Below are 26,440 nucleotides of genomic sequence, written 5' to 3' on the forward strand. Positions count from 1 at the left end.
CCCGCGCGGAACTCCGCGTCGTACGAGCGCCTCTTCCCCGCCATGACCCTCAACTTCCCCTCTGGTCACGACTCCACGCTACGAGGGGAATGTCAGTGCAGCTCATCGCGATGGGGACGAGCCTGATGGTGGTGGTCACACGGGAACCGTAGGAGCTCGTGCCGGCGCCGCCGGCCACCGGCACGCTCAGGTCATCCGGCCCGGTGACAGCGGCCCCGCCTTCGTTGGACCTTCCCTGATTTCCTCGCCTGCTAACGGTCGGCAGAACGCAGGCGGTCCTGCCTGGCGATGACGAGCGTGCGCCAGCGACCACGGACGGCGTCTGGCCCGTCGAGCCATTGGGCGGGGGAGGGGTGCTGCAGGGGGCGGCCGGCCATGAAGTGAGCGATGTCGGTGTAGTAGGCGTGGTCGCGGTCGCGGGTGAGCTGGTCGAGGTCGCGGATCGCGGTGTCGAGTGCGTTGTCGTCGTTGAGGACGGCGTGGTGGAAGCACACGGCGAGGGCGAGGGTGGTGCGGGCGGCGCGTACGCCGGAGGCGCGGACCTGGGCGTCGAGGACGGCGGCGCGCTCGAGGAACTCCTCGCCGCCGGTGCCGGCGTCGCGGACGAGGGCGGCGATGCGGGTGGTGAGGGTGGTGGCACGCAGGTCGAGGCCGGCGAGGAGCTGGGTGGCGAGGTCGAGATCGTCGTCGGCGGCTTCGGGGTCGGTGAAGGCGCGGACGAAGGCGAGCTGGGCCTGGCTGGTGGCGGTTTCGCCCGCGACGGCGTGCTGTTCGGCGTCGGCGCGGGCGGCCTGGTAGTGGGCGGCGGCTTGGTCCATCTGGGCGTGGATCCAGGCGAGGTCGCCGAGAACGCGGTGCTGGCGTCCGGCCCAGCCGAGGGTCTGGGCGGCCTGGTGGGCGGTGGGGAAGTCGCCGTCCAGGCGGGCGAGGTGGACGAGGCCGCGGCGGGCGGCGGGGGCGAGGCGGGTGGTGCCGGCGGCGACCTGCTGCATGCCGTGGCGTGAGGCTGCGCCGCGGCCGAGGTCGCGGTGGGCTTTGGCCCGGTAGTAGAGGGCCATGTCGGTCAGGTCTTCGGGCAGCAGGCGGCTGTCGATGACGCGGGTGAGGCGGTCGGCGGTGTGGGTGCGGTGCTCGCGCTGGCGGGCGGCGAGCGCGCTGAGGGTCTCCACCAGGGCGTCGGCCGGGGTGTCCAGCGCGGCAGTACCGGCCGGCCCGCCCGCGGCGGCCTGTCCGGCCTGGGTGGCCGGGATGTCAGGGGCGGGCGGGGCGAGGGGCTCCCAGATGGAGTCGGCGACGTAGGCCCAGGCGGCGTCAGCGAGCCAGCCGAGGCCGAGGCGGTGGTCGCGGGCCAGGCGCAGCCCTTGGCGCAGGCAGCCGACCAGCAGCGTGCGGTCTCCCGCGGAAGCGGTGGTCCACTGGTGGCCGAGGGCGGTGTGGGCGCGGTCGGCGGCGCGCTGCCAGTCCTGTTCGGACCAGCGGTCGTCGGTGCGGTCGTCGGCGCCGCGCAGGGTGGAGCGGACCAGGGCGTGGAGGTGGTAGGGCCACAGCGCCGCCGGGTCCTCGTACACGAGGGGCCGCTCCACCAGGCGCAGGGCGGGCGCGTCGTGGCTCATGCCGGCCGCGGCGGTGGCGAGCGGGACGTCGAAGGCGTCGAGCAGGGCGGTAGCGCGCAGCACGTGCCGCTCGTCGGCGGTGAGGTCCTGGAGGGTGCGGGCGACCAGGGCGCTGAAGTCGGCCTCGAAGTCATCGGCGATCGGGGCGCGGGTGCGGCGGATCTCCACGAAGCGCAGCGCGGCGAGGTCGAGGTAGAGCGGCAGGCCGTGGGAGCGGCGGGCGATGACGGTTCGGATGTCGGCGGGGATGAGGGGCTGGTCGTCGTCGGTGGTGAGGCGGTGGGCGAGGTAGTCCTCGCAGTCCTCGCCGGAGAAGTCGCCGATCAGCAGCTGCCGTGGGCCGGCCTGTCCGGCTGTGCCGGTGCGGGCGGCGGGCACGAGCGGGCTGGAGGCGGGTGCGAGGTCGGGCCAGGCGGTGGGGCCGGTGTAGTCGAGCTGGCCCTGCAGCGCCGGATCGGCCCATTGCAGGCGGGAGCGGCCGGTGATGACGAAGAACGCGTTCGGCATGAGCCACACGACGCGCTGGACCAGGCGCTCCAGATCGCGGTGGGTGCGGTCGCCGGTGTCCTCGAAGCCGTCCAGCAGCACCACCGGCACCGCCGCCTTCTTCGCGGGCAGGCGGGCGATCTCCCACGCCAGCAGGTGCGGGTAGAAGGAGAAGGTCTCGAGGTCGGGTTCGGCTTCCAGCAGGTCCGCCAGGCGCGCGCAGCCGGCGAGCGCGCGGGCCTTCTCGTGGCGCTGGCGCAGGGCGGTGACCAGGGCGGCGGCGACCTGTCCGGCGGCGGAGGCGACAACGCCGGGCAGCGCGAGCTGCTGGGCGGCCTCGCCGACGGCGTCCTTGATCTGGCCGGGCAGGGCCTCGCCCGCCATGGCGGCCAGCCCGCGGCGGCGCAGGTACTCCTCCAGCGGCTCGCCGGGGTGGACGGCGTCCCAGTAGCGGCGCAGCGCGATGTCGAAGGCGGGCAGGCCGCGGCCGACGTGCCGGGCGAGTGCCAGGCGCAGGGTGAGCACGAGCTGCTCGAAGTCGGTGCCGGCGGAGCGCGCCAGGTCGATGCGCACCGGCAGGAGACGGGCGCTGTCGGGCCACGACGGTGCACCCCACTGGGCGGGGCGTCGGCCGGCGTCGGCGATCGCGGATTCCACCTTGCGGGAGAGCGTGGTCTTGCCGATGCCGCCGACCCCGTGGAAGACGATGACGTTGCGCCTGGGGGCCTCCAGGTCCTGGACGTCGAAGCCCGCAGCGCTCACGTGGGCCAGGTGCTCGGTGAGGGCGGCCGCGACGGCACTCCACTGCGCCTGGCGGTTGGTGAACGCCTCCTGCGCACCCAGCCGCTCGTTCGAGCCGAACAGCGCCCGCAGATCCCTCGCCACCGACGACTCCCCCTCCGCACCCGATCTGACCAGGCATCAACCTACGCCCTCCCGGGCTGCGGCGGCCCGTGGCCGGCGGATGCGGCCGACGGCCGTAGGCTCCGACCTGTCAGTCCACCATGGCCTGCGCATTTTCAAGAACGAGGCGGTCCCCGTGCACGACCCTGACATCCCCGACCACACCGGCGTCGCCGGTCCCGGCACGCCGGATGACGCCGGCGACGACGACGCCTACGAGGGGGTCACAGAGAAGATCAAGGAGATCGCGGCCTGGTACGCCGAGCAGATTCGCGTCGAGCGCGGGCGGTCGGCCCCCGACCGGCAGCGGATCGACCAGTTGGTGGCCGGGTACGGCGCGTGCATGGAGGACCTGCGCCGGTTGCGGCTCGCGACCGCGCAGGAGATCGACCAGGCGGCGGCCGCCTACGACGCCAAGCTCAGGGACATTGCCGGGCCGTAGTCGGTGGGTCGTGCCGGAAGGGCGAGCGGCTGCGGGACCACGGCGAGGCGGCCGGGCTGGAGAGCGGGCGGCAGCAGCGGCCAGGAGAGGCGGGTGATCGCGTCGACCTCTCGCCGGTACTGCGGCAGCGCCTCGCGCAGCTGGTGCTGGCGGGCGAGGAACTGGCGGGCCTCCTGCTCGCTGTAGCGCCGCTGCTGTCCTGCGACGACCGCCTGGGTGGCGCGGGCCGGGCCGGTCCACCGGCCGTCGGGGTCGAGCACGTTGCGGAAGACGGCGGTGTTGTCGCGGCGGATCACGGTGATGTGGTCCACCAGGTGCTGCTCCTCGACGGCCTGGACGCACTCCAGCAGCGCGGCCAGGCAGCGGTCGTGTCCGGCGGCGGTGGTGAACCGTCCCCCACGGGTGCCGCCCCGGCTGACCTCGGCGTAGCGCAGGGCGGTGCCCTGGCGGCTGTCGGCCGCGCGCACGTCCAGCACCACAAGCTCGATGCGGTACCCGGCCCGGCGCCATGCGGCGGCGCCGTCGGTGAATTCGGCCGCGCTGCCGGGGGCGATCTCGATCACGGCGTCCGCGCGCCGCTCTCGCACGTAGGCCTCGGCCCGGGCCTGCCACGCCTTGTAGTCCGTGCGGATGCGGGCAGAGGCGGTGCGGGGGTGTTCGCGCAGCAGCCGGAAGTAGTCGGGGTGGGCCGTTTTGAAGATCCCGCCGGTGATGCCCACCGGCTGACGGGCGCGCATCGCTCGGTGGACCAGGCGTGCCGCCAGGGTCTTGCCTGCTCCGGGCGCCCCCATGACGTACACGGCGACGGGGTGCTCCTGCGCCACGATCGGCCCGAGGCTTGGGACGATCAGGTTCTGGAAGGTCCACTCGTGTTCGTCGGCGGACAGCCGGTGGTAGTCGACGCCGGGCGGATCCGCGATCGGCTGGGCGATTCGTCGTACCGGCTCGGCCAGCGCGGCGGCCCGCTCCGCGTCCCGCGCCACGGCCAGCACGCGGTCGGCGGGCAGCCGGGTCTCCGCCCGTACGAGCTCTCGCCCGGCGCGGGCAAGCGACCGGCGGAAGGACGCGGTCTCGACGGCGCTCCACCATCTGGCCCGCTCGGCCTCCACCGCCCGTGCTGCGCCCGGCGGCCGCACCCACGTCCCGTCGACGAGCTCGTTGCCGTAGAGGAACTGCATTCCGCGGCGCACCACGGTGATGCGGTCCACCAGGTGTTCGGCCTCCAGCACGTCCAGGGTGTGGCTCAGCTGGCGGGCGCAGGTGTCGTGGTTGCTCCACGACACGTAGCGTCCGGCTCCGTCACCGTTGCCGAGGAAGCGGTCCAGCACGCCGAGCTGACTCCACGCCAGTGCCGTGGCCAGCACGACGACCTCGATGCGGTGCCCGGAGGCCCGGTAGGCCTGGGCGTCGGCGCGTGCCTGCTGCGGGTCGGCCAGTGCGCTCTCGACCACGGCGTCCAGGCGCCGGTCGCGGACATGCGCCTCGACGCCGGCCTGCCAGCCCCGCACATCGGGGCGGATCTTCACTCCGGCGGTGCGCACGTTGTCGGCGAGCAGGTCGGCGTAGGCGGGGTGGACGGGCTTGTACAGGTCGCTGCCGACGCGCACAGCGCCCCCACGTCCGGCCAGGGAGGCCTGCACGAGGTCGGCGATCTCGGTCTTCCCGGATCCTGGCGGGCCGCCGACGACGACCACGACCGGCTGCTCCTGTGGGACAGCGGGGGTGGTCCACGCGGGCAGGATCAACCCCTTCAGTGCCTTGCGGTGCTCGGCCTCCGGCAGCGGCACCGGCACCACGTCCCCCTCGCCCACAACCCCTCCAATCAATGAACCAACAAGTTGTTTATTCGTTGAGTCAACGTTAGCATGCTGTCATGACAGTCGAATCGACTTCCTCCGCCCAGCGGTACGCGACCGCCCACGAGCGCCTGGCCGGCCTGAAGGCCCGCCCGGACCTGCGGGAGGAGCAGCCGATCTGGGCGCCCGCGAAACGTCTGTGGGAGAGCGCCCAGGTACTGAGCAAGCTGATGGACGCGAGCACCCGCCCCAACGGCGAGAACGACGGCGTGGGCGACGACGAACTGGCCGCGGCCCTCGCCGTGTTCGAGGAGCTCCGCTTCCAGCTGGACCACCTCGAGTGCCAGGTGATCATCGAAGCCCGCCGCCGCGGCCTCGACTGGCGCCAGATCGCCGACGAACAGGGCCTCAAGACCCCGCAGGCCGCCTCCCAGCGCTACCAGCGCCTGATGACCCGCCTCGAAGAAATCCGCCAGGGCGTGCGCTGACACCCCCCTCCCACGCGAAGGAGAGAGCGATGACGGACACCCCCGACGCGATCGACGCGCTGCTCGGCGCCGGCCCGCGCCGCGCCGCCCCGCTGCCCGACCCAGCCGAACGCGAGCGCCTGCGTACCGAGTACGGGCTGACCAAGGCCGAGACCGCGAAGGCCCTCGGGATCAGCACGAGCACCTTCACCGCCTACGAATCGGGCCGGCGCGATCCGCAGGGCGAGGCCCGCGCGGCGTACGCGCGCCTGCTGGAAGGCATCGCCACCCAGCTCAACCCCGTGCCCGCGGCCCCGCAGCGGCCGACCGCACTGGCCCCCGCGATCGGCTCGCCCTCTTCGGCCAACGCCTTGGCACAGACTCAGTCGCAGGTGGCCGGCGACGTGGTGCTGGAGCTGGACCGTACGGCGGCCGGGGAACTGGTCGCCGCCGCGCCGGCGCCGTGTGTGCGGTGCGGCCGGCCCACGCCGTACCGGTCGCAGGGCCGTCCGGTCCACATGGGCGGCTGGTGCGCGCCCGCTTTGGCCGGGCAGCCGGCGGCGGCCGCCGTCCCGGTCGCGGAGCAGCCTGCCCCGGCCGCGCCCGCCGAGTCGCCGGCCCCGGTCGCTTCGGTCGCTGCGCCCCGCCAGGCCGCCCCCGCAGCCCTCGTGCCCGCTGCGGTTCGGCGCGGGCCTTCGTCCCGGCCCGCCGGTGTGCCGTCGCGGTCCCGGAAGGCGGCGGTGAAGAAGCCGGCTGCCGAGGCGGGGCCGGCTGACTGGGAGCAGGCCGCGGCCGCGCGCTTCCCGGCGGGACCGCTCGCGGTGCTGGACGTCGACGGGAACGGCCGGGCCCTGGTGGCCTACCTGGCCGACGGCACGGTGGCGTCGACCGCGCCCACTGGGCGCACGCTCGCCGACGTCGTGGAGTGGGCGCTCGAGGCGGGGCTCGGCTCACCCCGGTTGCACCGGCACGGCAAGGACGGTGACGCCCTGGTCGTGCTCACCGACGCCGCCCTGGCGGAGCTCGGCCTGCCCCCGCTCGGGCGGGACGAGAAGAAGGACTTCGTCCAGCGCCTGGGCCGGCTCCCGAAGACCCACAGGTGCGTCAAGGCGCTGGAGAAGGCCGGCTGGCTGCTGACCCAGCGGGGACTTGGCCCCTGGGCCCGCATCTACCGCACCCCGGAGGACGGCAAGCGCCAGTGCGTGCAGCTGTGCATCCCCGCCTGGGGCGCCCTCGCCACGGGTGGCTGGCAGATCCCCGACGGCCTCGGCCCGGCCGACCTGGCCCGGCTGCTGGGCACCTACGCGAAGCGCGTCCTCACCCCGCGCGGCTCGACCGCCGTGTCCGGCCTGGAGCTGGTCACCGCGCTGCGCCCGCCCACGCGGGCGGTGCGCACGGAGTCGGGCTGGACGTCGGGCGCGGTGGAGGGCTCCCGTTCGCGGGCGTTCGATCCGGCGCCGCCGGAGGTGCTGGAGATGCATCCGCTCGCGAAGGACCGCGGGCCGGGCGGCGAGCTGGTGACGGAAGCGTGGGACTGGTTCCGCGAGCTGACCGACGAGGAGAAGCACACCGCGTTGTACGCGGTCGGCCTCGATGTGAACATGGCCTTCCTCGCCGCCGCCGGCCGCCTCACCCTGCCACTGGGTCCCCCGGTCCACGAGCTCAACCCAACCTTCGACAAGCGCATCCCCGGCTCCTGGCTGGCCGACCTCTCCCACGTCGACACCGACCCGCTGCTCCCCTCGCCGTTCACCGCGGACGGCTCCCGGCCGACCGGACTGGCCTGGTACAGCACGGTGAAGATCGCCTACGCCATCGAACTCGGCGCCACCGTCCACCCCGCCGAGGGCTGGCTGCGCCACGAGAGCGGCCCCTACCTCGACCCCTGGCACAAGCACCTGCGGGCGGCGTACCTGGACACCATGGCCGCGCTCGGCGTCCCGCCGAACCTGGCGGACACCGACCCGGTGGCGTTCCTGGACGCCATGGCAGGCCTCAAGACCACCGGCGATCCGGCGGAGCTGGCGGTGCTGCACGCGATCAAGCAGACCGCCAAGGGCACCATCGGGAAGATGAGGGAGCGTCCGCGCGGCCAGGGCTACCAGTACGGCGAGCGCTGGGCGGCGCTGGAGCGGCCGACCTGGGACCCGCTGATGCGCGCCCTGGTCATCGACACCGCCACCGTCAACCTCCACCGCAAGCTGCGCAAGATGGCCGCCGACACCGGCCTGCACGCCTTCGCCGTCCTCTCCGACTGCGCCGTCTTCCCCGCCCCCGGCCCCGGCGCCCTGGACATCCTCACCAAGCCGGACGGCACCCTCACCACCTCGCTGCGCCTGGGGGTGTCGCCGGGGATGGTGAAGTTCGAGGGCTCCCGGCCAATGGCCGAGATTGCCGAGCTGCTCGCCGACGACGCCAACCCGGCCCGGCACATCAAGACCGGCGGCATCGTCTCCGCCGACGAGTAGTTCCCCGCGCGGCCCGCCGGCATCCCGTCCGGCGGGCCGCCCGCTCCACCACCACCCGAACGCGATGCCGTCCCGGCCGGGACGGCAGGAAGGATCTGATGCTCCATGAGCCGGGAGATCGACGAGGGCCTGGAACGCGCCGAACGCACCCGCCCCATCCCGGTCCACCTGAACACCCGGGTGAAGTTCCTGTGGGAGAAGGTCGCCAAGAACGACACCAAACGCCTCGCCCAGGTGGCCGGCGTCTCGGTGCGCACCGCCCAGCGCTGGACGCACGCCCTCCAGGATCTCGCCGAGGGCGAGGTGACCGGCGAGATCCCGATGACGAAGGCCAACGCGGCGAAGGTCGAGAAGGCGGTACGGGCGGCCTGGCAGCCGCGGGTGAAGCAGCGGGTACGCCGCGACGCGGTGACCAACGGGTTCACGCTGCACATCTCCGGGACGTTTGGCTTCGACGCCGGCCCGAACTCCACCGACGACCCGCGCGAGCGGCTCCTGGACATCCGGATGCCCGGCAGCGTCGCCCAGGCCCTCTACGCCGCCCGCGACCGCGGAGCCACCCAGGCGGAGCAGGAAGAGATCCTCGCGGACGGCCTGCGTGACCACTACTTCCGGGCCGGCGGCGGCCGGGGCGTGGCCAAGGTCGCGCTGAACAGCCTGAACTGGATGGACCTCGAGGTGTAGACACCCGCCTTCGGCGGCCCCGTGTCGCCGGAAAAGGGCCGGTCCCGGCCGCCGAAAAGGCAGCCGGGGCCTTTTCTTCGACCCACGGATCGAATTTCACCAAGACCGGCATCAAAGCTTGGCGGATTTACGTAAACCAGGGGCTTTCGCCTGGGGCCCAAGACGACGGCTCGTGCGACGGCGTCGTCGTGGTGTTGCCAGTGCACCCGCATACCGCCTGCTCACGCCGAAGGAACGGGATCGGGCGAAAGAGGCCATCCCGCATGCGCAGTGCGGGATGCTGGCGTGTACTCAGCCAGGCATGGGTGGATCTTGGTTTCGGTGTCCGGGAGGGCGAGCGTGGGGGACAGGGCGAGCGTGGGGGACGATCCCAAGGCCAGGGCGGACAGGAACGGCCCGGTGCCCAGGTCCGTCGGTCGTCGGTACAGGTCCGGCGACCACCTCGGATCCCGCTCGATCATCCTTGTTGTCGTGCTTGCGGTTGGTGGCGCGATCGCAGGCGGAACAACCATCGGAGACACGAACCGACCATGGCGAGGCCTGCCACTGGCCGGCACGCTGACCGCCCTTGCGTTCTCTGCCCTCGTCCTTTCCCTCTCCTGGGACCGGCGAGCGGCAAGGGAGCAGGCCGCCCAGGATAGGGAGGCCCTGGAGACGGCAGCCGAACGTCTGCGGGAGAAGATGGAGCTGGCCAGCCTGGTCAACTTCAACCGCGTCCTGCTGGACCGCTACCACGGCATCGCCACCGAGCAGGCCACCAAGGCGTACCGCAGCAGCCAGGTGGCCATGGCCGTGGGCCTGGCGATCCTGGTGGCGGCGGTGCTGGCCGGCTGGAACTTCCAGGGCTCTGCCGACCGGATCTTCGTGGGCTCGGCGGCCGCGATCGGCACCGCGTTCACGGCGTACCTGAGCCGCACCTACATGCAGACCTACGAGCGCGCCCTGCAGCAGCTGAACCAGTTCTTCAACCAGCCCGTGCTGAACGGCTACTTCCTCACTGCGGAACGGATGTCCGAGCAACTTCCGGCCGAACGCCGCGCCGCCATCTTGGAGCGCATCATCGATGACGTCCTGGAGAGCGGGAAGGAGATGCACCTCGCCTCCACTTCCACTCCCGCCGTCCCGGCGCCCCGCAGTGCCGCAGGGCGGGCATAGCGTCGGGCCGCGGGGTGGTACCTCCCCTCACTCTCCCCGCCCCGGCACGTTGGCCACCTGCCCTGCCGCGGGGCCGGGACCGGGCGGCAACCGCGGCACCGTTGCGGTCGGCCCCGGCCTGGGCGGTTGGCCGCGGCGCGCTCCGCTACCGCACCCTGGCCAGCGCCCGGATGCGCTGGACCATCCTTCGCTGCCGCCTGGACTGCGCCGCCGGATCCACCGGCGGGGCCGTGGCCGGCCCCGCCGTCGGCCCGTCGCCGCACCGGCCGGACCGTGGACGGTCCGGCCTGTCCAGTTGCCCTTGGATCAGTTAGCAGGTGCCCGTCGTGGCCCGCGCACCTACCGCACCTGATGAGTTACCACACCCGCCTGCCACCACTGTGCGGCGTAGGAGGTCACCACCCACCTGACGATGTTGACGATCATCCGGCCACACCTGGCGACTGGGGTGGGACCGTGTTGGCCGCCTGGGGCAGCCGACACGGATCGGTGGCCGGTGCTGGCGCGGCGTCCCGTGGGGCAGGGCGATCAGGCTGGTGGCTGCTGGTGCGCCTGCCAGTGGGCGTCCTCTCCTGAGTGTTAAGAGGCGGATGGTGTTTTAGCTGGTCAGAGGGCATGCGGAGTGCATGATCGGCACATTCGAGTGCATGAATCGTGCATTCATCTTGCCTATAGGCAATCTTGGACCGAGAGTCGCGCCGCGCCGGGGCCGCCCAGCCACTTGCCTATAGGCAAGATCAGGGTAGGGTGAGGCATTCAGGTTGCCTATAGGCAACCTGCCCAGGGTGAGGAGGGGTATGGCTCGATCCACCCCGGTGCGCGCGCAGGGCGTGAACCGGGCAACAGGCGAGGTCATGCAGTTGGACCTCTTCGGCGATGAGGACGCGAGGCCGGGCCCGGACAAGATCCGGTACGACTGGAACCCGCATCCCGGCCGCCACGTCAACGTGTCCAAGTCGCTGATGCGCAAGCTCTGGCGCAAGGACTCGGGGTACGACCAGAACGACCGGGACATCTTCGGGTTCTACCTGGCGCACTCGCCGGACGGCACCGAACCGCTGCGGATGACCTTCAAGGAGATCTCTGAGATCCTGGGGCCGGCACAGAACACGGTCCGGACCTCGGTGGAGAAGCTCCACCTCGGCGGACTCCTCCTGGAAGCCGAGAAGTTCGGGCGGATGCGGTTCTACCGGGTCAACCCCAGGGCGGGCTTCGACGGCCCCGCCAAGAAGCAGGTCGACGCCACCAAGGACGCCCGCTTTCCGCAGGTGCCCGCTCCGGCGGACGCGCAGGCCAAGACCGTCAGGACCCCGAGGAAGAGGAAGGCCGCGTGACGACACCAGCGATGACCCGGGAGCAGACCGCAGAGCTCACCCCGGCGCTGATGCACGAGCTCCTCCTGCGAACCGCCGGCGCCCCTGGGGCGGACTTCCGCGTGCTCGCCTTCTACGCCACCGCGGTCCCCCTCGGCCAGACCGTCCGCACCGTCGGCAAGGCCGTCGCCGAGAGCCTGCGACTCAGCGAACCCACGGTCTCCAAGAGCATCAAGCGCCTGGCCGCCGACGGCTGGCTGGAGCTGGTCTACCGCCAGGGCCCGATCAACTTCTACCGGGTCGGCCCTCTCGTGATGGAGGCCGCCGCCGAACTCCTCGGCGAGAACGAGGAACGGGACCAGGACGAAGACGACCTCGCCACCGTCCACCACCTGTCCTTCGGACAACCCGACGACGAGTAGCCCGACGCCGCCGTGGAGACGGTGCGCCGTCTCCAATGCAGGCGCTTGCTCTGCACCCGGGGGCCCGGCCGCCGGCGAGACCAGGAGCACGGCGGCCGGGACGGCGGCGTGGTCACCATGCTGCTGATCGGCCCGCACCTGTGATGGCATGTCCGCGGCCGGAAAACTCGCAGGTCAAAGCCCTGGTCACCGCCACATCGGCGGGTCTAGCATTCCCCGCACGGCGGCCCCACCACAGCACCCCCGGGCCGCCGGCAGAGCAGCAGCGTCCTCCCGTCGGCGCTGCTGGCCTCCCACCGGCCGGGCCCGTGCCGAACGCACCCCCGTCGTTCCCCGCGGGCCCGGCCGGGCTGCGCCTCGCGGCGGCCTCAGCTCTCCGGTGACTGGGCGGTGTCCGGACGGGCGGTCTGCTTGAGCTTCATCTCGGCCTGGTGCCGGTTCTCGACGCCGGCCCAGTGCTCGTGGGCGTACAGCTCGGCGCCGACAGCGGCGGTTGTCAGGGCTTGTCGAACCGGACCAGCGGCGGGTGTTCGACGGCGTCGGGGTCGGTGCGCGGGTCGTAGGCGTTCAGGCCGGCCTCGCGAACCAGGCCGGCGATGCGCAGCCACTCGCGGTGGTCGACCTCGGCGGTCAGTACCGACCAGTCGAAGCTCGGGTCCTCCAGGGCCAGGCCCTGGACGTGGCGCACCTGCTCCAGCGCCTTCTCCGCGGCCTGGTCGATCTCCGGCGGCGTCATCCGGTCCGCCTCCCGGCACACCATCGCGCGGTGGAACAGGACGCTGTCCGGGTGGAGCACCAGGCGCTCGTCGGGGGCGTTCAGCCAGCGCGCCGGGATCGTGTGCACGACGGCGCTCGCGAAGGTGATGCCGTTGCCGTCCGCGTCGCAGATGGTGCCGGTGATCTCGTACTCCTGGCCTTCGGCGAGACCGAGGCCGGCGGCCTGCTCGGCGGTCAGCCGCAGCACCACGCGCCCGGCCGGCACCTCCTGGCGGACCACCACCTCGCCCGACTCGTCGCCGAAGCCGGTCACCGTGACCGTGATCCGCCGCCCGCGCGCCAGATGCAGCTGCACGTCCGCCTGCCACTGCGCCGCGCTCGCCGGCGGCCGGTTGCGCAGGTGCGCCGGCAAGCGCTGCGGGATGCTCGCGATGTAGGTGGCGCCGACCTCGACGTCCTTGATGCGCACCGTCTCCTCCTCCACGCCGTCCAGCCCCACCCCTCCATCGTGCTCGCCGCGCCCAGGGGCGCGGGCCGTGATCGGGAACATCGGCCAACCGCCGGCCCCACCCGCCGCCAAGGCGCGCGAAGCCGGTGAGTTCCGCCCTGTACGGCCGGTGAGTTTCGCCCCGCCCAAACTCCCCGTCGCAGGTCAGGGGCCGTCACTGCGACCCGCGTCGCACCCTGTTCCGGTCGCCGGCCGCACGCTGCGACCAGCGGGCCCGGGACCGCCGCCAGGCCGGTGAGTTTCGCCCGCACGACTGGTGAGTTTCGCCCCGCTGAAACTCACCACCCCAGGTCAGGGCCGCGGCGCCCCGCTCTACCTGCTCGCCGGCCGCCAACTGCGCACCTGCACGCTGTTCTCCGAGCCCCACGACTTCGGCTACGCCGTCGTCGACGGCCCGCACCCGTTCGCCGCCATGCTCCGCCTGCCGGAGCCGTTCAACCTGACCTTGGACACCCGGTCGTTCTGACCGCCGCCCCGACCCCGGCCCGGGTTTGCCGTGCGGTGACGGTGACAGACTCACCGCATGAATGATCAATCCACCCGTCCGGCGCGGCGCCCGCTGGCCCAGCCGTTCTCCCACCTCGACGCCGCCATCGACCAGCCGCTCGGCGAACGCCTGCTCCCGGTGAAACGCTCCCCCTTCTCGCCTCCGGCCGACCGCACCACGCAAGAGGCTCCGTTGGCCCGCCCCGCAGGAGCGGGGCGCAGGCCGCTCGGCGAAGGCGGGCTCAGCTACACCGGCGCCGGCGCACCGAAGTGAGCGCTGGGCCCCGCACCGCAACCGGGTGCGCACCGGTGGGATGACGGCGGTTGTCCGGGCGGCCGGTTAGTCTCCTCGATCATGAACGAGGATTTCGACGCGCGAGGAAACAAGGCTCCGGGCCGCGAGCCTGGAATCGACGCGCGAGGAAACAAGGCGTCTGATCGTGCGCCCGGAATCGACGCGCGAGGAATCGACGCGGAGGACGGCGCGCCCCGGTGCCGCGAGTGCGGCAAGGCGCTTCGGACCTCCGGGCCGGGCCGCCGCCCGGTCTACTGCGGCCGGGGCTGCTCGTCCAAGGCGTACCGCCGCCGGCGCATGGAGGGGCAGCAGGACGCCGTCGCCGACGCCCTCATTGCCTCGCGCGTCGAAACCCCGGACAGTCTGGACGACGGCGCCCGCCAGCTGATGGCACTCGCCGCCGCCATCCAGCGCGGCGCCGCCCGCTACCTCGAGCACCTGGAGCACGCCCGCCGCGGCGAAGACGACGACCCGCGCTGCAACCAGGCCCTCCAATCCCTGGAAACCGCCGTCACCGGTGCCACCCAGCGCCTGCTGCGCCAGGCCCACGTCCTGCGCTACGAGATGACCGCAGCCCGGCTGCAAGCCGCCTCCAGGGACGCCGCCGGGGAAGCCGCGCCCGCCGTCCAGGAATCGTCGCGCGTCGAATCAAGCGCCATCGCCGGTCCGGCCGCACCGCCCGCCGTTGCTGGCGCCAGCCCGGCCGCCCCTGTCGCCCGCCACCTCATTTCCCCGCGCGTCGAAACAAGCGGGACCGGGGGCGCTCCCGTGCTCGCTGCTTCCACCCTCAATACCTCGCGCGTCGAAACAAGCGACACGATGAACGGCCCCGCGTCCGCCACCGCGCCCGTCAATACGTCGCGCGTCGAATCACCGCAAGCCGCGCCCGCCGACGCCGTACCGCCGCCAAGCGCCGTCCCGGTGGAGGAACTGCGCCTGGCGCTCGCCGCCGAGCGCTCCTCCACCAGCCCGCTCCTGCGCCACCTCGGCGCGCCCACCGCCACCCGCACCGACACGACCGGTGCGGTGCTGGTCGAGAGCTGGGACACCGACCCCCGGGTGCTCGCGGTCCGCCGGCCCGACCGGCGCCTGGTGGGCTGGCTCGAACACGCGGACAGCGGCAACGGCTGGGCGGTGTTCATCGACGGCCGGGCCGTCGTCGACGCCGCCGACGCCCTGCCCTGGCTCGCCCAAAACGCCGACCACGCCCTCACCCTGCTCCTGGTGGCGCTCGACCAGCACCTCGCCTGACAGTGCGCCACCGGGTGGAGGGGAGCCGGCCACGGCCTCACCGCCGGGCGGCCCTGTAGGGTCGCCGAAATGCACGACCCGCACCACCGCACCAATCAGCAACCACCCACCCCCACCGCCGGCCCGGCCGACCGCGGCAGCGAACTCCGGGACGCCACCATCGCAGCCCTCGCCGCCGCCGACATCGACATCGTCCACGCCGGCGACGGCCGACCCGGAGCAGTCCTCGAACCCAGCCCCGACGGCATGGGCATCGCGGTGCGCTGGCAGCCCACCGACCAGCAGCCCCTGCCCGGCAACATCACCGCCCTCAACATCTGCCGCGGCACCACCCTCCCCAACCCCCGCCAACTCCAGAACGTCCTCCTCGACATCCACCTCACCCAGGCCGGGCTGCGCACCGCCTACGCCGGACAGCACCTCGCCGTCCTCCACCCCAACGTGGTGATCCCGCAGACGCCCGCCTCCAACAGAGCCGCCGCTCCCACCCCTTCGCACGCGGCGGCGCCCGCTTCCCCACGGCCACGGCGTCGCCTTTGGGACAGACTCAGGCCGACCCACCGACCATGAAGCCGTCCCGGGCTGCCGCGCCGGGGGCGAGCGTGCCCCGGGGACCACACGGTTGTTGAGCCGGATAGCGTCCCGGCCGGCGCTCTGGCCGGGACGCACCCTCGGTGTCCGATGCGCAGCGGCACCGGGGGTGCTCGGCCGGTGTGGTGCTGGTCGCGGTGGGTAGCCGCGTGAGCCTGAAGAGACCGAGTGATCACAGGGTCCGCTTGTTCGAGGCCGCTGGATAAATCACAAGCTCACGGTGGTGGAGGCGATTACGTCGCCGTAGAGGTCGGGGGCGGACCAGCCTTGACTGACGACGAAGCACGTGCCGTTGTTCGACTGCTGCACAACCAGGTACCAGAAGTACCCGGAGGTCACGGGGAGGGCTCCGACGTACGGCTCGTGACGGAAGTCCCCCTCCCAGTCGACTTCCTCGCGGCCCTGGTGAAGGGCCTCGAGCGCACTCCGCGCCCAGGCCGACCGGTCGCAGATCTCACCGATGACAAGATCGGCCATCATCGGGCTGCGGAAATCCCAGAGCTGACCGCGAAGCCACGTCCCGAGCGGCACTATACCGTCGAACCGGTCGATGGGTGGCATGGCGAGGATGTGCCAGGTTTTCATGGACCGCACTTCCCCCGCCCGATGGCTCGACGAACGAGACCATCCGGGGGAGCGTGGGCTGCTCCGCTTGGGTGATGCCGGGGTGCGCGGAGGCGGCGGGGTGGGCAGAGCCTTCGGCGTGAGCAATCCCGGAACCAGGCACCGTCGGCGCCGCCGCCCGCCCGGGCTCGCCGCCCCGTACCCGTTGCCGTGGTCCGCCCACAGGCGTCGCCAGGCCAGGCCCGGGCGGGCCGGGGGTGCTGCCGGACCTGGTCGAGTGAGCACCTGTCCCCGGGTGGCCTGGTCGTCAGGAGAAGACCTGGCACGAGCCCGTGTGTGCTACGTGGGGCCGGCCGTGACCGCCCCGGCCGCGTCGGCCCACACGGCTGCGCCCGTTTCCAAGCGGCCACGGCGTCGCCTGTGGGACAGGCTCAGGCCGGCTCACCGACCGTGAAGCCGTCCCGGGCTGCCGCGCGGGCCGAGAACCTGGTCGGTCTTGTCGTGTGGCGAGCCTTGGCGGGTCTTCACCGTCTACGTTTGGGACATGAGCGGTCGCTTTGCCCCACGACGGCCAGCGGATCCCAGGAGGATCTGGCGGCAGGCCGGCGGTCTGTTCCGGAGATGGCGGTACGAGGCCCGGATCGAAGAGGGGCGGCGGGCGTGGGCGGCTGGACAAGCGCCCGATGCGGCCGCGCTCGCCGAAGCCGCGCGGACGTCCGTGCTCTGGCGTTTCATGGCAACGGCCGAACCATGGCGGCTGCGGATGGACGTCGTCGAACGCTCCGGGAGCGACGATGACGGCCGTCAGGAGATCCGGAAGGAGGGGTCACGCTGGTGGGCGCGGTGGGCGGACGAGAGCCGCTCGGGCGATGACAGCGCCGGAGATTCGGTCGGGACCGACGGCCTCGAGCTGATGCTGTGTCCTCCCGACCTCGTGGGATTGCTGGGCTTGCGTCCGGTTTCCATGCAGGTCCGCGATGGCAGGGAGGTCGTCGAGTATGTGGGTGTGCTGCCGGACAGGGAGACGGAGCTGGCGCGGTTCGAGGAGGCTTCCTTCGCCATCGGGGAGTGGATCGTTCTCGGCTCGGACAGCATCCGTGTTGCTGTGGACACGCGGACCACGGTAGTGGTCGGTTGGCAGGCATCGATCGGCGGGAAGCCCGCCGGCGGCGGCGAACTAAGCGACCTCGACATTCACTGAGGCGACCCGTCCGGGTGGGCCCGCGGAGCCGGCCCACCCCGTGCCGGCGCCGCTGTCCGCAAGGGCCGCAGCGTCAGATCGGCTGTGCGCACACAGTGCGGTGGACTCCGGTGGGAGACCCGCCGTCACCGACCACGGCTTCCTTGACGTCGACATTCGACGTGCCACCAGGGCCCTCCGCCCACGCCCTGACCGTCCAGCGGCCCGGGCACAGCCAGTTCCTGGTCATGGAGTCGGCGCTGCACGACGTAGATCCGTAACAGGTCTGGTCCCGGTCGTCCTGGAGATCATCGTTCCAGTACAGCCGGACGTGAAGGTTGAGGGGCCCCGTCGACCAGCCCACGGTGTTGCCGCCCCACGTCACGCTCCCTTCTCCGATGACGAGCCGGGCGGTGGAGTAACCCGGCGTGACCCTCGTCGTCGCCTCGTTGGCCGCTGCCGGGACTGTGAGGCACGCCGCCGTGAGTCCGCCGACCGACATGATCACCGAACACCCGCGCACGAAGCGCTGCCAGGCCCTACCGGGCGCCTGAGCCGGACCGACGTTCCGCTTGAGCATGACGGTCGACCTTTCTGATGGAACGTAAGCGGACGATCATTCTCTGACCGAGGTCCCCGTTACGGCCGCCAGCAGCACTTGGCGGACGGGTGATTCGCCTGCCAATCTGACCCCTCCAACCGGGGCTGGCCGCTGCCGAGACGCGCCCACCCGCACCCGACCCACCGGGAAGCCCGGCAGCTCATGTCCTCGACATCCGCGACGTCCTGGCGGACCACGTTTCCGGTCCCGTCGCCCGGCCCCGCTTTCCACTCCACTCGGCGGAGCCGGCCGGGCTCGCCCCGGACCGGCCGCCCGGTCTCGCCGCTGTGCCCGGTGCGCCCAGGCCGCCGGCGGGGGTGGGCGTGCCCTTGGGGCCCATACGTCGTTGAGCCGATAGCGTCCCGGCCGGCGCTCTGGCCGGGACGCCCCCCTCGGTGTCCGGTGCGCGCGGCGGCCATCGGAGCTGCTCGTCCGGTGTGGTGCCGGTCGCGGTGGGTAGCCGCGTCGGTCCGAAGACCGCTCCGATGTCGGGGGAACGCGATGGAGACGTCGTCCGGTGCCGGCCACCGTTTGCGGTTGTCCTTCGCGGGCCAGGTGGAGATGCCCGTTGCCTGCGGCCGGGACTTCGTCCGCAGGGCGCTGGCCCGCTGGCACCTGCCCGGCCCGGGTCCCGGTGCGAAACCCGCTCTGCTCGACGACGTCCTCCTGGTGACCGCCGAGCTGCTGGCCAACGCCTGCCTGCACGGCGGCGGCCCCCGCGAGCTGGCCCTCGAACGCCGTCCCGGCGTGCTGCGCGTCGAGGTCGCCGACGCCAGTGCGGCCCGGCCGCGCCGGCTCACCCCAGCGTCCGGGAGCCCGGGCGGGTACGGGCTCCTGATCGTCGAGCGCCTCGCCGCCCGCTGGGGCACCACGGTCCGGGCGGGCGGCAAGACCGTGTGGGCGGAACTGGCCACGACCGGCCGGTGACCAGCCATCTCGTCGCCCCACCCCTCGGGGCATTGGTGCGGGGCCGGGGGCCTGCGGCCTAGAGTGGTCACGCCACGGAAAATGGCACCGCGAAGGGAGCGCTGCGATCGGCGACACCGGTGTCTTCACCGTCACGGCCCGCGACAGCCTCGCCGGGCCGGTCCTGGTGTGTGCGGGCGAGCTGGACATGGACCAGGTCCCCGTCTTCAACCACGCCGCGCACCGCGCGCTGGCGGCCCGGCCGGTACCGCCGATGCTGCTGCTCGACCTGCACGACGTGACGTTCATCGACTCGTCCGGTCTGAACGCCCTCCTGCTGGCCCGGATCCAGGCCGACCGCCAGGGCACCACCGTCCACCTCGCCCGCCCCTCGGAACGGGTGGCGCGCCTCCTGGAGCTCACCGGGGCCGAGTAGGTCTTCCCCGTCGACTCGGACGTACCCCCACCCCGACCGGCCCGCTGACCCCGCCGAGCGCACCGCAACGGACGGGGCACGCATTCGGAGCCGCGGGCCGCCTACGGCCGGCCCGCGGCGGGTAGTGTTCCGGACAGTGCCTGAGGCGCCGTCACCGCGTGCCGTACGGGCTCGGCGAGGCCAAACCGGTCGGCCGAATTCCCCGGGTGGACCTCCTCCTCGACATCCACCTCACCCAGGCCGGGCTGCGCACCGCCTACGCCGGACAGCACCTCGCCGTCCTCCCTGAGGTGGTGATCCCGCAGGCGCCCGCCCCCAGCAGGGTCGCGGCTCCTGTCCTGCCCACGGGGCGGCACCCGAGGCCAAACGGCCCCGGCGTCGCCTGTGGGGCAGGCTCAGGCCGGCCCACCGACCATGAAGCCTTCCCAGGGCCACTCGTAGCCGTGGCGCGGCCGTGCCGAAGGCCTGGGCGGTGCCGCTGGATCTGGCAAAGCGCCGCCCGCTGTCCGTTGCGCGGTCTACCGTCACACCACGGACCCACCAGAGCGAGGGAGAGGCCATGGGGCGGCGCAGGCACCTGGAGTTCGCCGAGGACTACGTCCAGCAGGCCAAAGTTACTGTCGAGAAGGTCACGGATCCCGGACACCGCGCGATCACCCTGGCGCTGCTCGCGTTGACCGAGGCCGTCCTGGAGACCGGCTACGACGTCGACCGCGTCAGCACCGAGCTCAACGACATCCGCGACGTCCTGGCGGACCGCGACTGACAGACGACGGTCCACCATCCGACATACCTGGCACCGCTCCCGCCGCTGTACCGGCGTACTGTCTGTCCGCCCACGCCCGCCGGGCGCTCGTGCCCCGGATGCCATTGGTCGTTGAACCCAATGGCGTCCCGGCCAGTGCTCTGGCCGGGACGCACCCGCGGTGTCGGGGCTGCTGGGATCAGCCCACGTCGATTTGGAAGAGGAGTTCGCCGTCTGCCACGTACCACTGGCCGTTGCGGAGGGACGGCTGGCCGGACGACATGACCGCCGGTTCGCAGTCTCCGGCTTTGTGGCAGGGCTCGACGCTCCAGCCCACCCGCGGGGGTTGCACGGCGGCGATGCTGGGCTGCTGCTTGAGCCAGTCGACCGCCGCCTTGGTCTGGGTGCTGCACATCGGGGCGCAGTCCGTCGCCGGTGTCGTGTAGATGAGGCGGATCCTGTCACCGTCGATCCGGGTGGTGGACTTCCGGGCGAAGCCGTTAGGCGCGCCGAGCTGCTGGGCGAAGCGCAGGTTGGCGCGGTAGGCGGCGGACTCCTCCTTGTTCCCGAGGGACAGGTATCCGCCGATGGAAGCGGCGGCGGCGAGGACGACGGCGGTGGTGATCAGGGCGGCTCGGACAGACCTGCGGCGCCACCTGCGGGCGGGGGCTGGCGCGGCGGCGGCGGGCGGCACGTCCGCCCGGGTCGGGCCGGGCTTCGCGGATGCGGCGAGGCCGGTGAGGAGCGCCCTGAGGTGATCGTGTGTCAGGCGGTCTGCCGGGTCCTTGCGCAGCAGGCCGTCGAGGACGGGGGCCAGGGGGCCGGCCTGGGTGGCGGGCAGCGGATCCTCGGTGGCGACGGCGACGAGGACTGCGGCGGGGTGGGCCCCGTTGAAGGGAGGGTGGCCCTGCACCGCCGCGTACAGAGTGGCGCCGAGCGCCCACAGGTCAGACGCCGGGCCGGCCGGCAGGCCGCGCACCTGCTCGGGCGCCATGAACGCCGGGGTGCCCATGAGCGCGCCGCTGGCGGTCAGTGCCGCGTCGCCCTCGACCGCGGCGATGCCGAAGTCCGTCAGCACCGCGCGCTCGCCCTCCAGGAGGATGTTCGCGGGCTTGACGTCGCGGTGGGTGATGCCCTCCCGGTGTGCGGCCTGCAGAGCGTCGAGCACCTGGAGCCCGATCCGCGCCACCTCCTCGACGGGGAGCGGGCCGCGCCTGGCGAGCAGACCCGCGAGGGAGTCGCCGCGCACCAGCTCCATGACGATCCAGGGCCGCCCGTCCTCGCTCACCGTCAGGTCGTGCACGGTGACGATGCCGGGGTGTTTGAGACGGGCGGCGGCGCGGGCTTCGCGGTCGACCCGGGCGATCCAGTTCCCGCGTTCGGCCGCGGTCAGGTTCTCGGGTAGCAGCAGTTCCTTGACCGCCACGTCCCGGCCGAGCTGGGCGTCCCGGGCCCGCCACACCGCGCCCATGCCCCCGTGCCCCAACGCTTCGACAAGTCGATACCGACCGGCCAGCACCGCGCCCACATTCCCACCCATGGTTAGGCAGAATAGCCTCGAGCCCGGCGCCGCAGTGCAGCCGATCCCAGTCACGGATTCGCCTCGCCGCCGGTGTCATCGCACCGGCGGCGGTGGGCCTGGGGGCCACCAACTCACCCGTTCGACCGCGTCCCACCAGGTGTCTGTCCTACCGGTCCTCCGCCAGGACCTCCAGTCGTGGTGATCGAGGGCCGCTTCGTCGCCGGCCCCGCCGACCGGAGCCGCCCGCTGGTCACCAGCACCGCCGAGCTGGCCGCCCTGCTGGTGCGCCAGGCCCTGGTCGAGGGGCTGATCGACGCCGACACCGCCCCGGTGCTCGGCTGACCGGCTGGCATCTTGTGATGCGTCTTGTCAGACACCTTGTCGGGAGCTTTGCGGGGTGCCTTGTCGGGTGTCTTGTGGGCACCTGACGATTCGCCCCGGCGCGGTATTACCACAGGTCATAGCCGGTGCAGGGCGGTCCGGAAATGCCGACAACCCCTTCTCCTTTGGTCTTGGTGGGTGTGGTCGGTTGGTCGGTTCGGGGTTCGCGCCTGCGGCGGGCTGTTGGTCTTTTCGCGTCCGGCAGAGCCGGCCGCGGCCTTCGGGGTCGCCGACGGCCCGGCGACCAGCCGCGCCGGTTCCACGTAGGTACCACCGCAGGCACCGCCGAGGGTGCCACCGCAGGTACGGGCGTAGCTACCACCGTAGGTACCCCGGCCCTTCTTGCGCCGATCCGGCGTTTCCGCAGCTCAGAGCCGGTTTTCGGCGCGCCGGAAATTCAGACAACCCCTCTGTCTGTCCCTTTGCCCTGGTTGCTGGTGGTGTGGTGGGTGCGGTTTGGGTGACGGTCCGGACGGCGGGGCTTCTGCCCTGCCGGGAGCTGTTGGCTTGTGGTGCGTCCGGCGGTGCCGGCCGCGTCGCCCACGGCGGCCGCCAACCCGGGCTCGTTGAACGCCCCGTGAGCAACCCGTCGTCCGCCCGGCGCGCCCTCGGCCCCGGCGCCGGCCCGCGCCCTCGGCCCTCAACGCGCCCAGGGCCGCCAGCAGCCGCCCTGGGCGGGCCCGGCCGCCGTCCCGCACCACCCGGCCCGCCCCGACGCCCCGCAGCCCGCCCCACGGCCCGCCGAGCAGGCCGCCGACGCCATCGCCGCGCTGCGCCACGTCCGCACCCCGGCCGCCGTCCTGGAGAGCGCGCTCCACCTCGCCCAAGCCCTCCTCGACCGGCCCGGCGAAGACCCGCTCCTCCTGGAGGCCGCCGAGGGCCTGGCCGCCGTCATCCCGCAGTACCTCGCCGCCGCCCGCACCCCTACACCGCTGGCCGCCCGGCTGCGCACCGTCCCGTCCCCGACGACCGGCGGGAGCGGCACCCTGGCGGGCTGAAAGCCGGCGTGCCGTAGGCCCGCGCCGGGTACTGTCCAACCAGCACTCGCTCGGCCGCCCGGACGGCCGCCCGGGGCCGGTGAGAATCGCCCCGCGCCCCCTTGTCCCGGGCCCCGACCGGTCCGGCAGCACGCTTCCGGTGCCGCTTCCGATACCGCTTCCGGTCACTCCCCACCTTGATGGGGTATCAACGCAGGTCAGACCCCTTGTCCAGGCCCGCCGGAAACGCCGACAACCCTTCTGTCGCCTGGCGCGGCTCCATCAGGGTCTCGCTCCGGGCCACTCAGGCCCTTCGCCCAACCCCCGGGCTGTCCCCCCGGCCCCCAGGGGCGTAGCCCGGTGCTCGCGCCGCGGCCGGGCAGCTCGGCGTTCCGGTGGGTGCGGGCGGCCGGGCCGGTGGTCGGGGCGGTTGGCGTGCGGGCGGGTGGGGCCGGTCGGTGGCGGTCGGTGCGGGCGTGATCGACTTGTCGGCGGCGTGCGGTATGCAAAGCAGTCAGTCACCGCACCGCAGACCAGCGAGGGGGAGCGCCGTGAGCGACCGTCAGCCCGCCCCGGGCACACCCGACCAGCCCGACGCCCAGGGCGCCGCCGCCGCGCCGCGCAAGCGCACCCGCAAGGCGTCCAAGGCCAACCCCGGCGGCTCCTCCAACGACCTACGCGCCGACGTCCTGCGCGCCATCGCCGTCCTCAAGATCGCCACCCCCCACCAGCTCTGGCGACTGCTGCGCCCCAACGCGCTGGAGAACAAGTTCGCCCGCGCCGCGCTGAACGACCTGGAGAAGAAGCGGATCACCGTCAAGCACGGCACCGGCAAGGACGGCCGGGACATCTGGGGCATGACCACCGCCGGGCGCGACGCGGCCAAGGCGCTGTTCCCCGACGGCCGGGACATGGGCGGCATCGCCCGCAAGGCCGGGACGAGCTCCGCCGCCGGCCACGCCCTGGCCGTCAGCGAGGCCATCATCTCGTTCGTGGCCGGCGGCACCGGCCCGAACGTCGACCCCAAGGGCATCCACGGCGACCGCACCGCCCCCGGCGTCGGACCCGGCTTCGGCCGCATCGAGCAGTGGGCCACCGAGATCGAGCACCTCACCCCGCACAAGCCCACCGTCCGCGCCGACGCCGTCCTCCGGGCCCCCGACCACGGCGTGCCAGTGCTCCTGGTCGAAGTCGACCTCGACAACGAGTCCAACCCGATCCTCGCCAAGAAGCTCGACGACTACCGCGGCTACTTCGACCACCGCCACCCACTGCCCAACCCGCACTCGCGCGGCACCATCGGCTACCTGGAGTGGAAGAAGACCGAGCCGCACTGGCGCCGCACCTACCCCGACACCGGCCGCCCCGGCTACCCGCCCGTGGCCATCGTCCTCGGCCACCTCGGCGAGCGCGCCCTGCCCCAACGCGTGAAGGCCCTCACCGCCATGACCCGCCGCCACTGGCAAGGCCGGCACCTCGGCGACGGCTACTACGACCGCAGCGAAGCGATCCCGATCCTGTTCACCAGCCTGGAGCTCCTGATCGAACGCGGCCCCCTCTCCCCGATCTGGCGCCGCGCCGGCCGACCAGGCCCCCTCCAGCCCCTCCACGACGCCCTCGACGACCACGACGGACCCGAGGCGTACGCCAAGCACCAGGCCGCCCTCCACGCCCAGCAGCAGGCCGACCAGGAAGCCGCCGAACGCCGCCGCCAGGAACGCGAACTCCTCGCCACCGCCTGCCCCGGCTGCCACCGCACCGCCGACAAGTACAAGAACCCCCGCTACGCCTCCGACGGCGACCGCCTCTGCCACTTCTGCCAGCAGAAGGCCGACCAGGCCGCGCAGACCGAAGCGGCCCGGCAGATCGCCGCAGCCGCCGAAGCCCACGCCCAGCGCGTCCAGATCGCCGAGAACGCCTCCTTCCTCCGCACGGTATTCGGCCCACGCAAGCCGAAAGAAGCCCAGGAAAAGAAGCGCTAAGAAACCCCCGAAAATACGGCGACTGCGAGCACATCGATTTCCCAAAGCCCGCAGCCGCCGCACTTTCGTATCTGGTGGCGTATCTGGTTTCGTCTCTGGTGGCGCACCAGGTTTCGTTTCTGGTTTCGACTAGAGAACCACCTCCAAGGCCGACCAGGAGCAAACCCGCAGCTCAAGCCCGGTTAGTTCACCCGCCCCGACGCCGACTTACCTCTGTGCGCCCCCTGCCCTGCCATGGAGTGGTGGGGTGGGGGAGCGGGCGCGCACGTCGGCCCCGACGACGCTGCGCTGCGCCTGTTTTCTCTGGAACCTGGCGGCCGAGGCCGGCGGCGATGCGGGAAGGGGGCCGGGCGGTGGGCGGCCCCTCGATCGCTGCTGTGGCACGGCACAGTGCCGTACGGTGTCCTGGGCACCTGAGAGGGAGGTACCGATGAGCGCCCAGCCGATCCATGGTCCCGAGCTGATCCCACAGCCCGCCCGAACGCCCCTGGCCCTGTACGAAGCGGTCGCCGCCCTCATGCCGAGCCGGCTGACCGAGATGACCGCAGACCAGGCCCGAGCCATGACCGAAGCAGTGGAGCGCCAGAGCCTCAAGCCCCTGCTGCGTTTCACCACGAAGTGGGCGGTCGACGTCGAGATCGCACGCCACCCGGAGACGCTCGCCGAGCTACACCGCGCCGAATACCTCGCCAACCACGCCCAGAGCCCGGAAGAGCGCAAGCACCAGGCCGCCCTCGCCGGAGCCATCGTGAACGCCGCCGCCGAAGCGGTCCGCGGATGACCTGGGCCTGGGAGTACAACCCGGACGAGGACCACGTCGTCGCCGGCGCGCCGCTCGCCTTCGTCGCCCAGGTCGAGAAGAAGGCCGACGAGATCGTCCGCGCCGCAGCCGCCCTCTACCTGGACGGCACCACCTACCAGGGCGCCGGCGAGAAGATGAAAACCGCCGACGTCGAAGACGGCATTTTCTGGTACATGACCGTCCCGCGCGACGAACGCATCTACATTCTCCGAGTCCAGGCCCTGTAGGCTCCCCGGCGGAAATTCCCGACAACCCTCTTCTGAAACACCAAGAAGCTCGCGTCCGATAAAATCAGCCCGAGTGAGCGGCCGCTTTAAATTGCACTAATCAGCCAGACCCGAACCCGGGATGCGGCAGGATCCTACGACAGACGCAAACTGATACACTTCTGATGGCCGATCGGTCGGTGCCCAGCACCACCGAGACTGACGATCAAACGGCAGGCATCCCCAACCCCATGGACTAGACCATCCGTCGGGAGTGAAGCCGACCCGCATGCGCCCCCAACGCACCACCCCTCCCCCTAGTCAGCCAACAGGAGATCAGCCAAAAGCCCAGATCAACGAGTTGAACAGGCATCAGCCCACCGGCACCATGGAGCGAAGCGGAGTGGTGCCGGCCCGGACGCGAAGCGCCGGGCCCACCCGGGCGAAGCCCGGGTGCGGACACGCGGAGCGGGTCCGCCGATCGCCCGAAGGGCGATCGCGAACGGAGGGCCGAAGGCCCGTAGGGACCCGCTCCGCGGGG

At 72.4% G+C, this 26,440-nt stretch carries 24 protein-coding genes; 19 read left to right on the forward strand and 5 right to left on the reverse strand.

Going from position 1 to position 26,440, the window contains the following annotated elements; translation table 11 throughout:
• Positions 1-251 precede the first annotated feature (251 nt).
• Positions 252-2,984, reverse strand: a complete 2,733-nt coding sequence (locus ACGF07_RS34810; protein WP_392905559.1) for an ATP/GTP-binding protein — start codon at positions 2,982-2,984, stop codon at positions 252-254.
• A 154-nt stretch (positions 2,985-3,138) separates the two neighbouring features.
• On the opposite strand from ACGF07_RS34810, the gene ACGF07_RS34815 reads away from it, so the two are divergent.
• Positions 3,139-3,444, forward strand: coding sequence for a hypothetical protein (locus ACGF07_RS34815; RefSeq protein ID WP_392905561.1), 306 nt, complete (start codon positions 3,139-3,141; stop codon positions 3,442-3,444).
• Here ACGF07_RS34815 and ACGF07_RS34820 read toward each other — a convergent pair.
• On the reverse strand, positions 3,408-5,255 hold the full coding sequence (locus ACGF07_RS34820) for a zeta toxin family protein (protein WP_392905563.1): 1,848 nt from the start codon (positions 5,253-5,255) through the stop codon (positions 3,408-3,410). The two genes, ACGF07_RS34815 and ACGF07_RS34820, sit on opposite strands and share 37 nt — an antisense overlap.
• Before the next feature lie 62 nt (positions 5,256-5,317).
• Here ACGF07_RS34820 and ACGF07_RS34825 point away from each other — a divergent pair, with 62 nt between their 5' ends.
• The 6 genes from ACGF07_RS34825 (at position 5,318) to ACGF07_RS34850 (ending at position 11,749) form a co-directional block, all read left to right on the forward strand.
• The gene (locus ACGF07_RS34825) at positions 5,318-5,728 is read left to right on the forward strand and encodes a hypothetical protein (protein WP_392905565.1); all 411 of its coding nucleotides are present in this window, start codon (positions 5,318-5,320) and stop codon (positions 5,726-5,728) included.
• A gap of 29 nt (positions 5,729-5,757) precedes the next feature.
• Positions 5,758-8,175: a telomere-associated protein Tap gene (gene tap, locus ACGF07_RS34830; RefSeq protein WP_392905567.1), complete on the forward strand. Its 2,418-nt coding sequence runs from the start codon at positions 5,758-5,760 to the stop codon at positions 8,173-8,175.
• A 105-nt stretch (positions 8,176-8,280) separates the two neighbouring features.
• The gene (tpg, locus tag ACGF07_RS34835) at positions 8,281-8,859 is read left to right on the forward strand and encodes a telomere-protecting terminal protein Tpg (protein WP_392905570.1); all 579 of its coding nucleotides are present in this window, start codon (positions 8,281-8,283) and stop codon (positions 8,857-8,859) included.
• Between the two features lie 681 nt (positions 8,860-9,540).
• Complete coding sequence (locus ACGF07_RS34840; RefSeq protein WP_362563746.1) at positions 9,541-10,014, forward strand: hypothetical protein; 474 nt, start codon at positions 9,541-9,543, stop codon at positions 10,012-10,014.
• 797 nt (positions 10,015-10,811) lie between these two features.
• Positions 10,812-11,348: a winged helix-turn-helix domain-containing protein gene (locus ACGF07_RS34845; RefSeq protein WP_392905573.1), complete on the forward strand. Its 537-nt coding sequence runs from the start codon at positions 10,812-10,814 to the stop codon at positions 11,346-11,348.
• Positions 11,345-11,749 (forward strand): hypothetical protein, encoded by a 405-nt coding sequence (locus ACGF07_RS34850; RefSeq protein ID WP_392905575.1) that lies wholly within the window; start codon positions 11,345-11,347, stop codon positions 11,747-11,749. Before ACGF07_RS34845 ends, ACGF07_RS34850 begins: the two co-directional genes overlap by 4 nt.
• 496 nt (positions 11,750-12,245) lie before the next feature.
• On the opposite strand, the gene ACGF07_RS34855 is transcribed toward ACGF07_RS34850, so the two are convergent.
• Positions 12,246-13,016 (reverse strand): hypothetical protein, encoded by a 771-nt coding sequence (locus tag ACGF07_RS34855; RefSeq protein ID WP_392905577.1) that lies wholly within the window; start codon positions 13,014-13,016, stop codon positions 12,246-12,248.
• A 214-nt stretch (positions 13,017-13,230) separates the two neighbouring features.
• Here ACGF07_RS34855 and ACGF07_RS34860 point away from each other — a divergent pair, with 214 nt between their 5' ends.
• From ACGF07_RS34860 to ACGF07_RS34875, 4 genes are all read left to right on the forward strand, one after another.
• Positions 13,231-13,440 (forward strand): hypothetical protein, encoded by a 210-nt coding sequence (locus ACGF07_RS34860; RefSeq protein WP_392905579.1) that lies wholly within the window; start codon positions 13,231-13,233, stop codon positions 13,438-13,440.
• Between the two features lie 57 nt (positions 13,441-13,497).
• Positions 13,498-13,734, forward strand: coding sequence for a hypothetical protein (locus ACGF07_RS34865; protein WP_392905581.1), 237 nt, complete (start codon positions 13,498-13,500; stop codon positions 13,732-13,734).
• A gap of 318 nt (positions 13,735-14,052) precedes the next feature.
• Positions 14,053-15,006 (forward strand): hypothetical protein, encoded by a 954-nt coding sequence (locus tag ACGF07_RS34870; protein ID WP_392905583.1) that lies wholly within the window; start codon positions 14,053-14,055, stop codon positions 15,004-15,006.
• 69 nt (positions 15,007-15,075) lie between these two features.
• Entirely contained in the window at positions 15,076-15,576 is a 501-nt protein-coding gene (locus tag ACGF07_RS34875; RefSeq protein WP_392905585.1) for a hypothetical protein, read from the forward strand.
• 228 nt (positions 15,577-15,804) lie between these two features.
• On the opposite strand, the gene ACGF07_RS34880 is transcribed toward ACGF07_RS34875, so the two are convergent.
• Positions 15,805-16,182 (reverse strand): hypothetical protein, encoded by a 378-nt coding sequence (locus ACGF07_RS34880; protein WP_392905587.1) that lies wholly within the window; start codon positions 16,180-16,182, stop codon positions 15,805-15,807.
• A gap of 523 nt (positions 16,183-16,705) precedes the next feature.
• On the opposite strand from ACGF07_RS34880, the gene ACGF07_RS34885 reads away from it, so the two are divergent.
• The 4 genes from ACGF07_RS34885 (at position 16,706) to ACGF07_RS34900 (ending at position 20,050) form a co-directional block, all read left to right on the forward strand.
• On the forward strand, positions 16,706-17,362 hold the full coding sequence (locus ACGF07_RS34885; RefSeq protein WP_392905589.1) for a hypothetical protein: 657 nt from the start codon (positions 16,706-16,708) through the stop codon (positions 17,360-17,362).
• Positions 17,363-18,479: 1,117 nt separating this feature from the next.
• On the forward strand, positions 18,480-18,869 hold the full coding sequence (locus ACGF07_RS34890; protein WP_392905590.1) for an ATP-binding protein: 390 nt from the start codon (positions 18,480-18,482) through the stop codon (positions 18,867-18,869).
• A 166-nt stretch (positions 18,870-19,035) separates the two neighbouring features.
• Positions 19,036-19,284, forward strand: a complete 249-nt coding sequence (locus ACGF07_RS34895; RefSeq protein WP_392905592.1) for an STAS domain-containing protein — start codon at positions 19,036-19,038, stop codon at positions 19,282-19,284.
• A gap of 559 nt (positions 19,285-19,843) precedes the next feature.
• A complete protein-coding gene (locus ACGF07_RS34900; protein WP_362563833.1) occupies positions 19,844-20,050 on the forward strand; it encodes a hypothetical protein in 207 nt (68 codons plus the stop codon).
• Between the two features lie 178 nt (positions 20,051-20,228).
• On the opposite strand, the gene ACGF07_RS34905 is transcribed toward ACGF07_RS34900, so the two are convergent.
• Complete coding sequence (locus ACGF07_RS34905) at positions 20,229-21,569, reverse strand: serine/threonine-protein kinase (RefSeq protein ID WP_392905594.1); 1,341 nt, start codon at positions 21,567-21,569, stop codon at positions 20,229-20,231.
• A 177-nt stretch (positions 21,570-21,746) separates the two neighbouring features.
• Between ACGF07_RS34905 and ACGF07_RS34910 the strand changes: the two genes are divergently transcribed.
• The 4 genes from ACGF07_RS34910 (at position 21,747) to ACGF07_RS34925 (ending at position 25,920) form a co-directional block, all read left to right on the forward strand.
• Positions 21,747-21,893 carry a hypothetical protein gene (locus ACGF07_RS34910; RefSeq protein WP_362563826.1) on the forward strand — a complete coding sequence of 49 codons (147 nt, stop codon included), beginning with the start codon at positions 21,747-21,749 and terminating at the stop codon, positions 21,891-21,893.
• Positions 21,894-23,460: 1,567 nt separating this feature from the next.
• Positions 23,461-24,891, forward strand: coding sequence for a replication-relaxation family protein (locus ACGF07_RS34915; protein ID WP_392905596.1), 1,431 nt, complete (start codon positions 23,461-23,463; stop codon positions 24,889-24,891).
• Positions 24,892-25,321: 430 nt separating this feature from the next.
• On the forward strand, positions 25,322-25,672 hold the full coding sequence (locus tag ACGF07_RS34920) for a hypothetical protein (RefSeq protein ID WP_362563714.1): 351 nt from the start codon (positions 25,322-25,324) through the stop codon (positions 25,670-25,672).
• On the forward strand, positions 25,669-25,920 hold the full coding sequence (locus tag ACGF07_RS34925) for a hypothetical protein (protein WP_362563717.1): 252 nt from the start codon (positions 25,669-25,671) through the stop codon (positions 25,918-25,920). Before ACGF07_RS34920 ends, ACGF07_RS34925 begins: the two co-directional genes overlap by 4 nt.
• Positions 25,921-26,440: the final 520 nt, after the last annotated feature.

The organism is Kitasatospora sp. NPDC048194 (assembly GCF_043202455.1).
Classification (GTDB): Bacteria; Actinomycetota; Actinomycetes; order Streptomycetales; family Streptomycetaceae; genus Kitasatospora.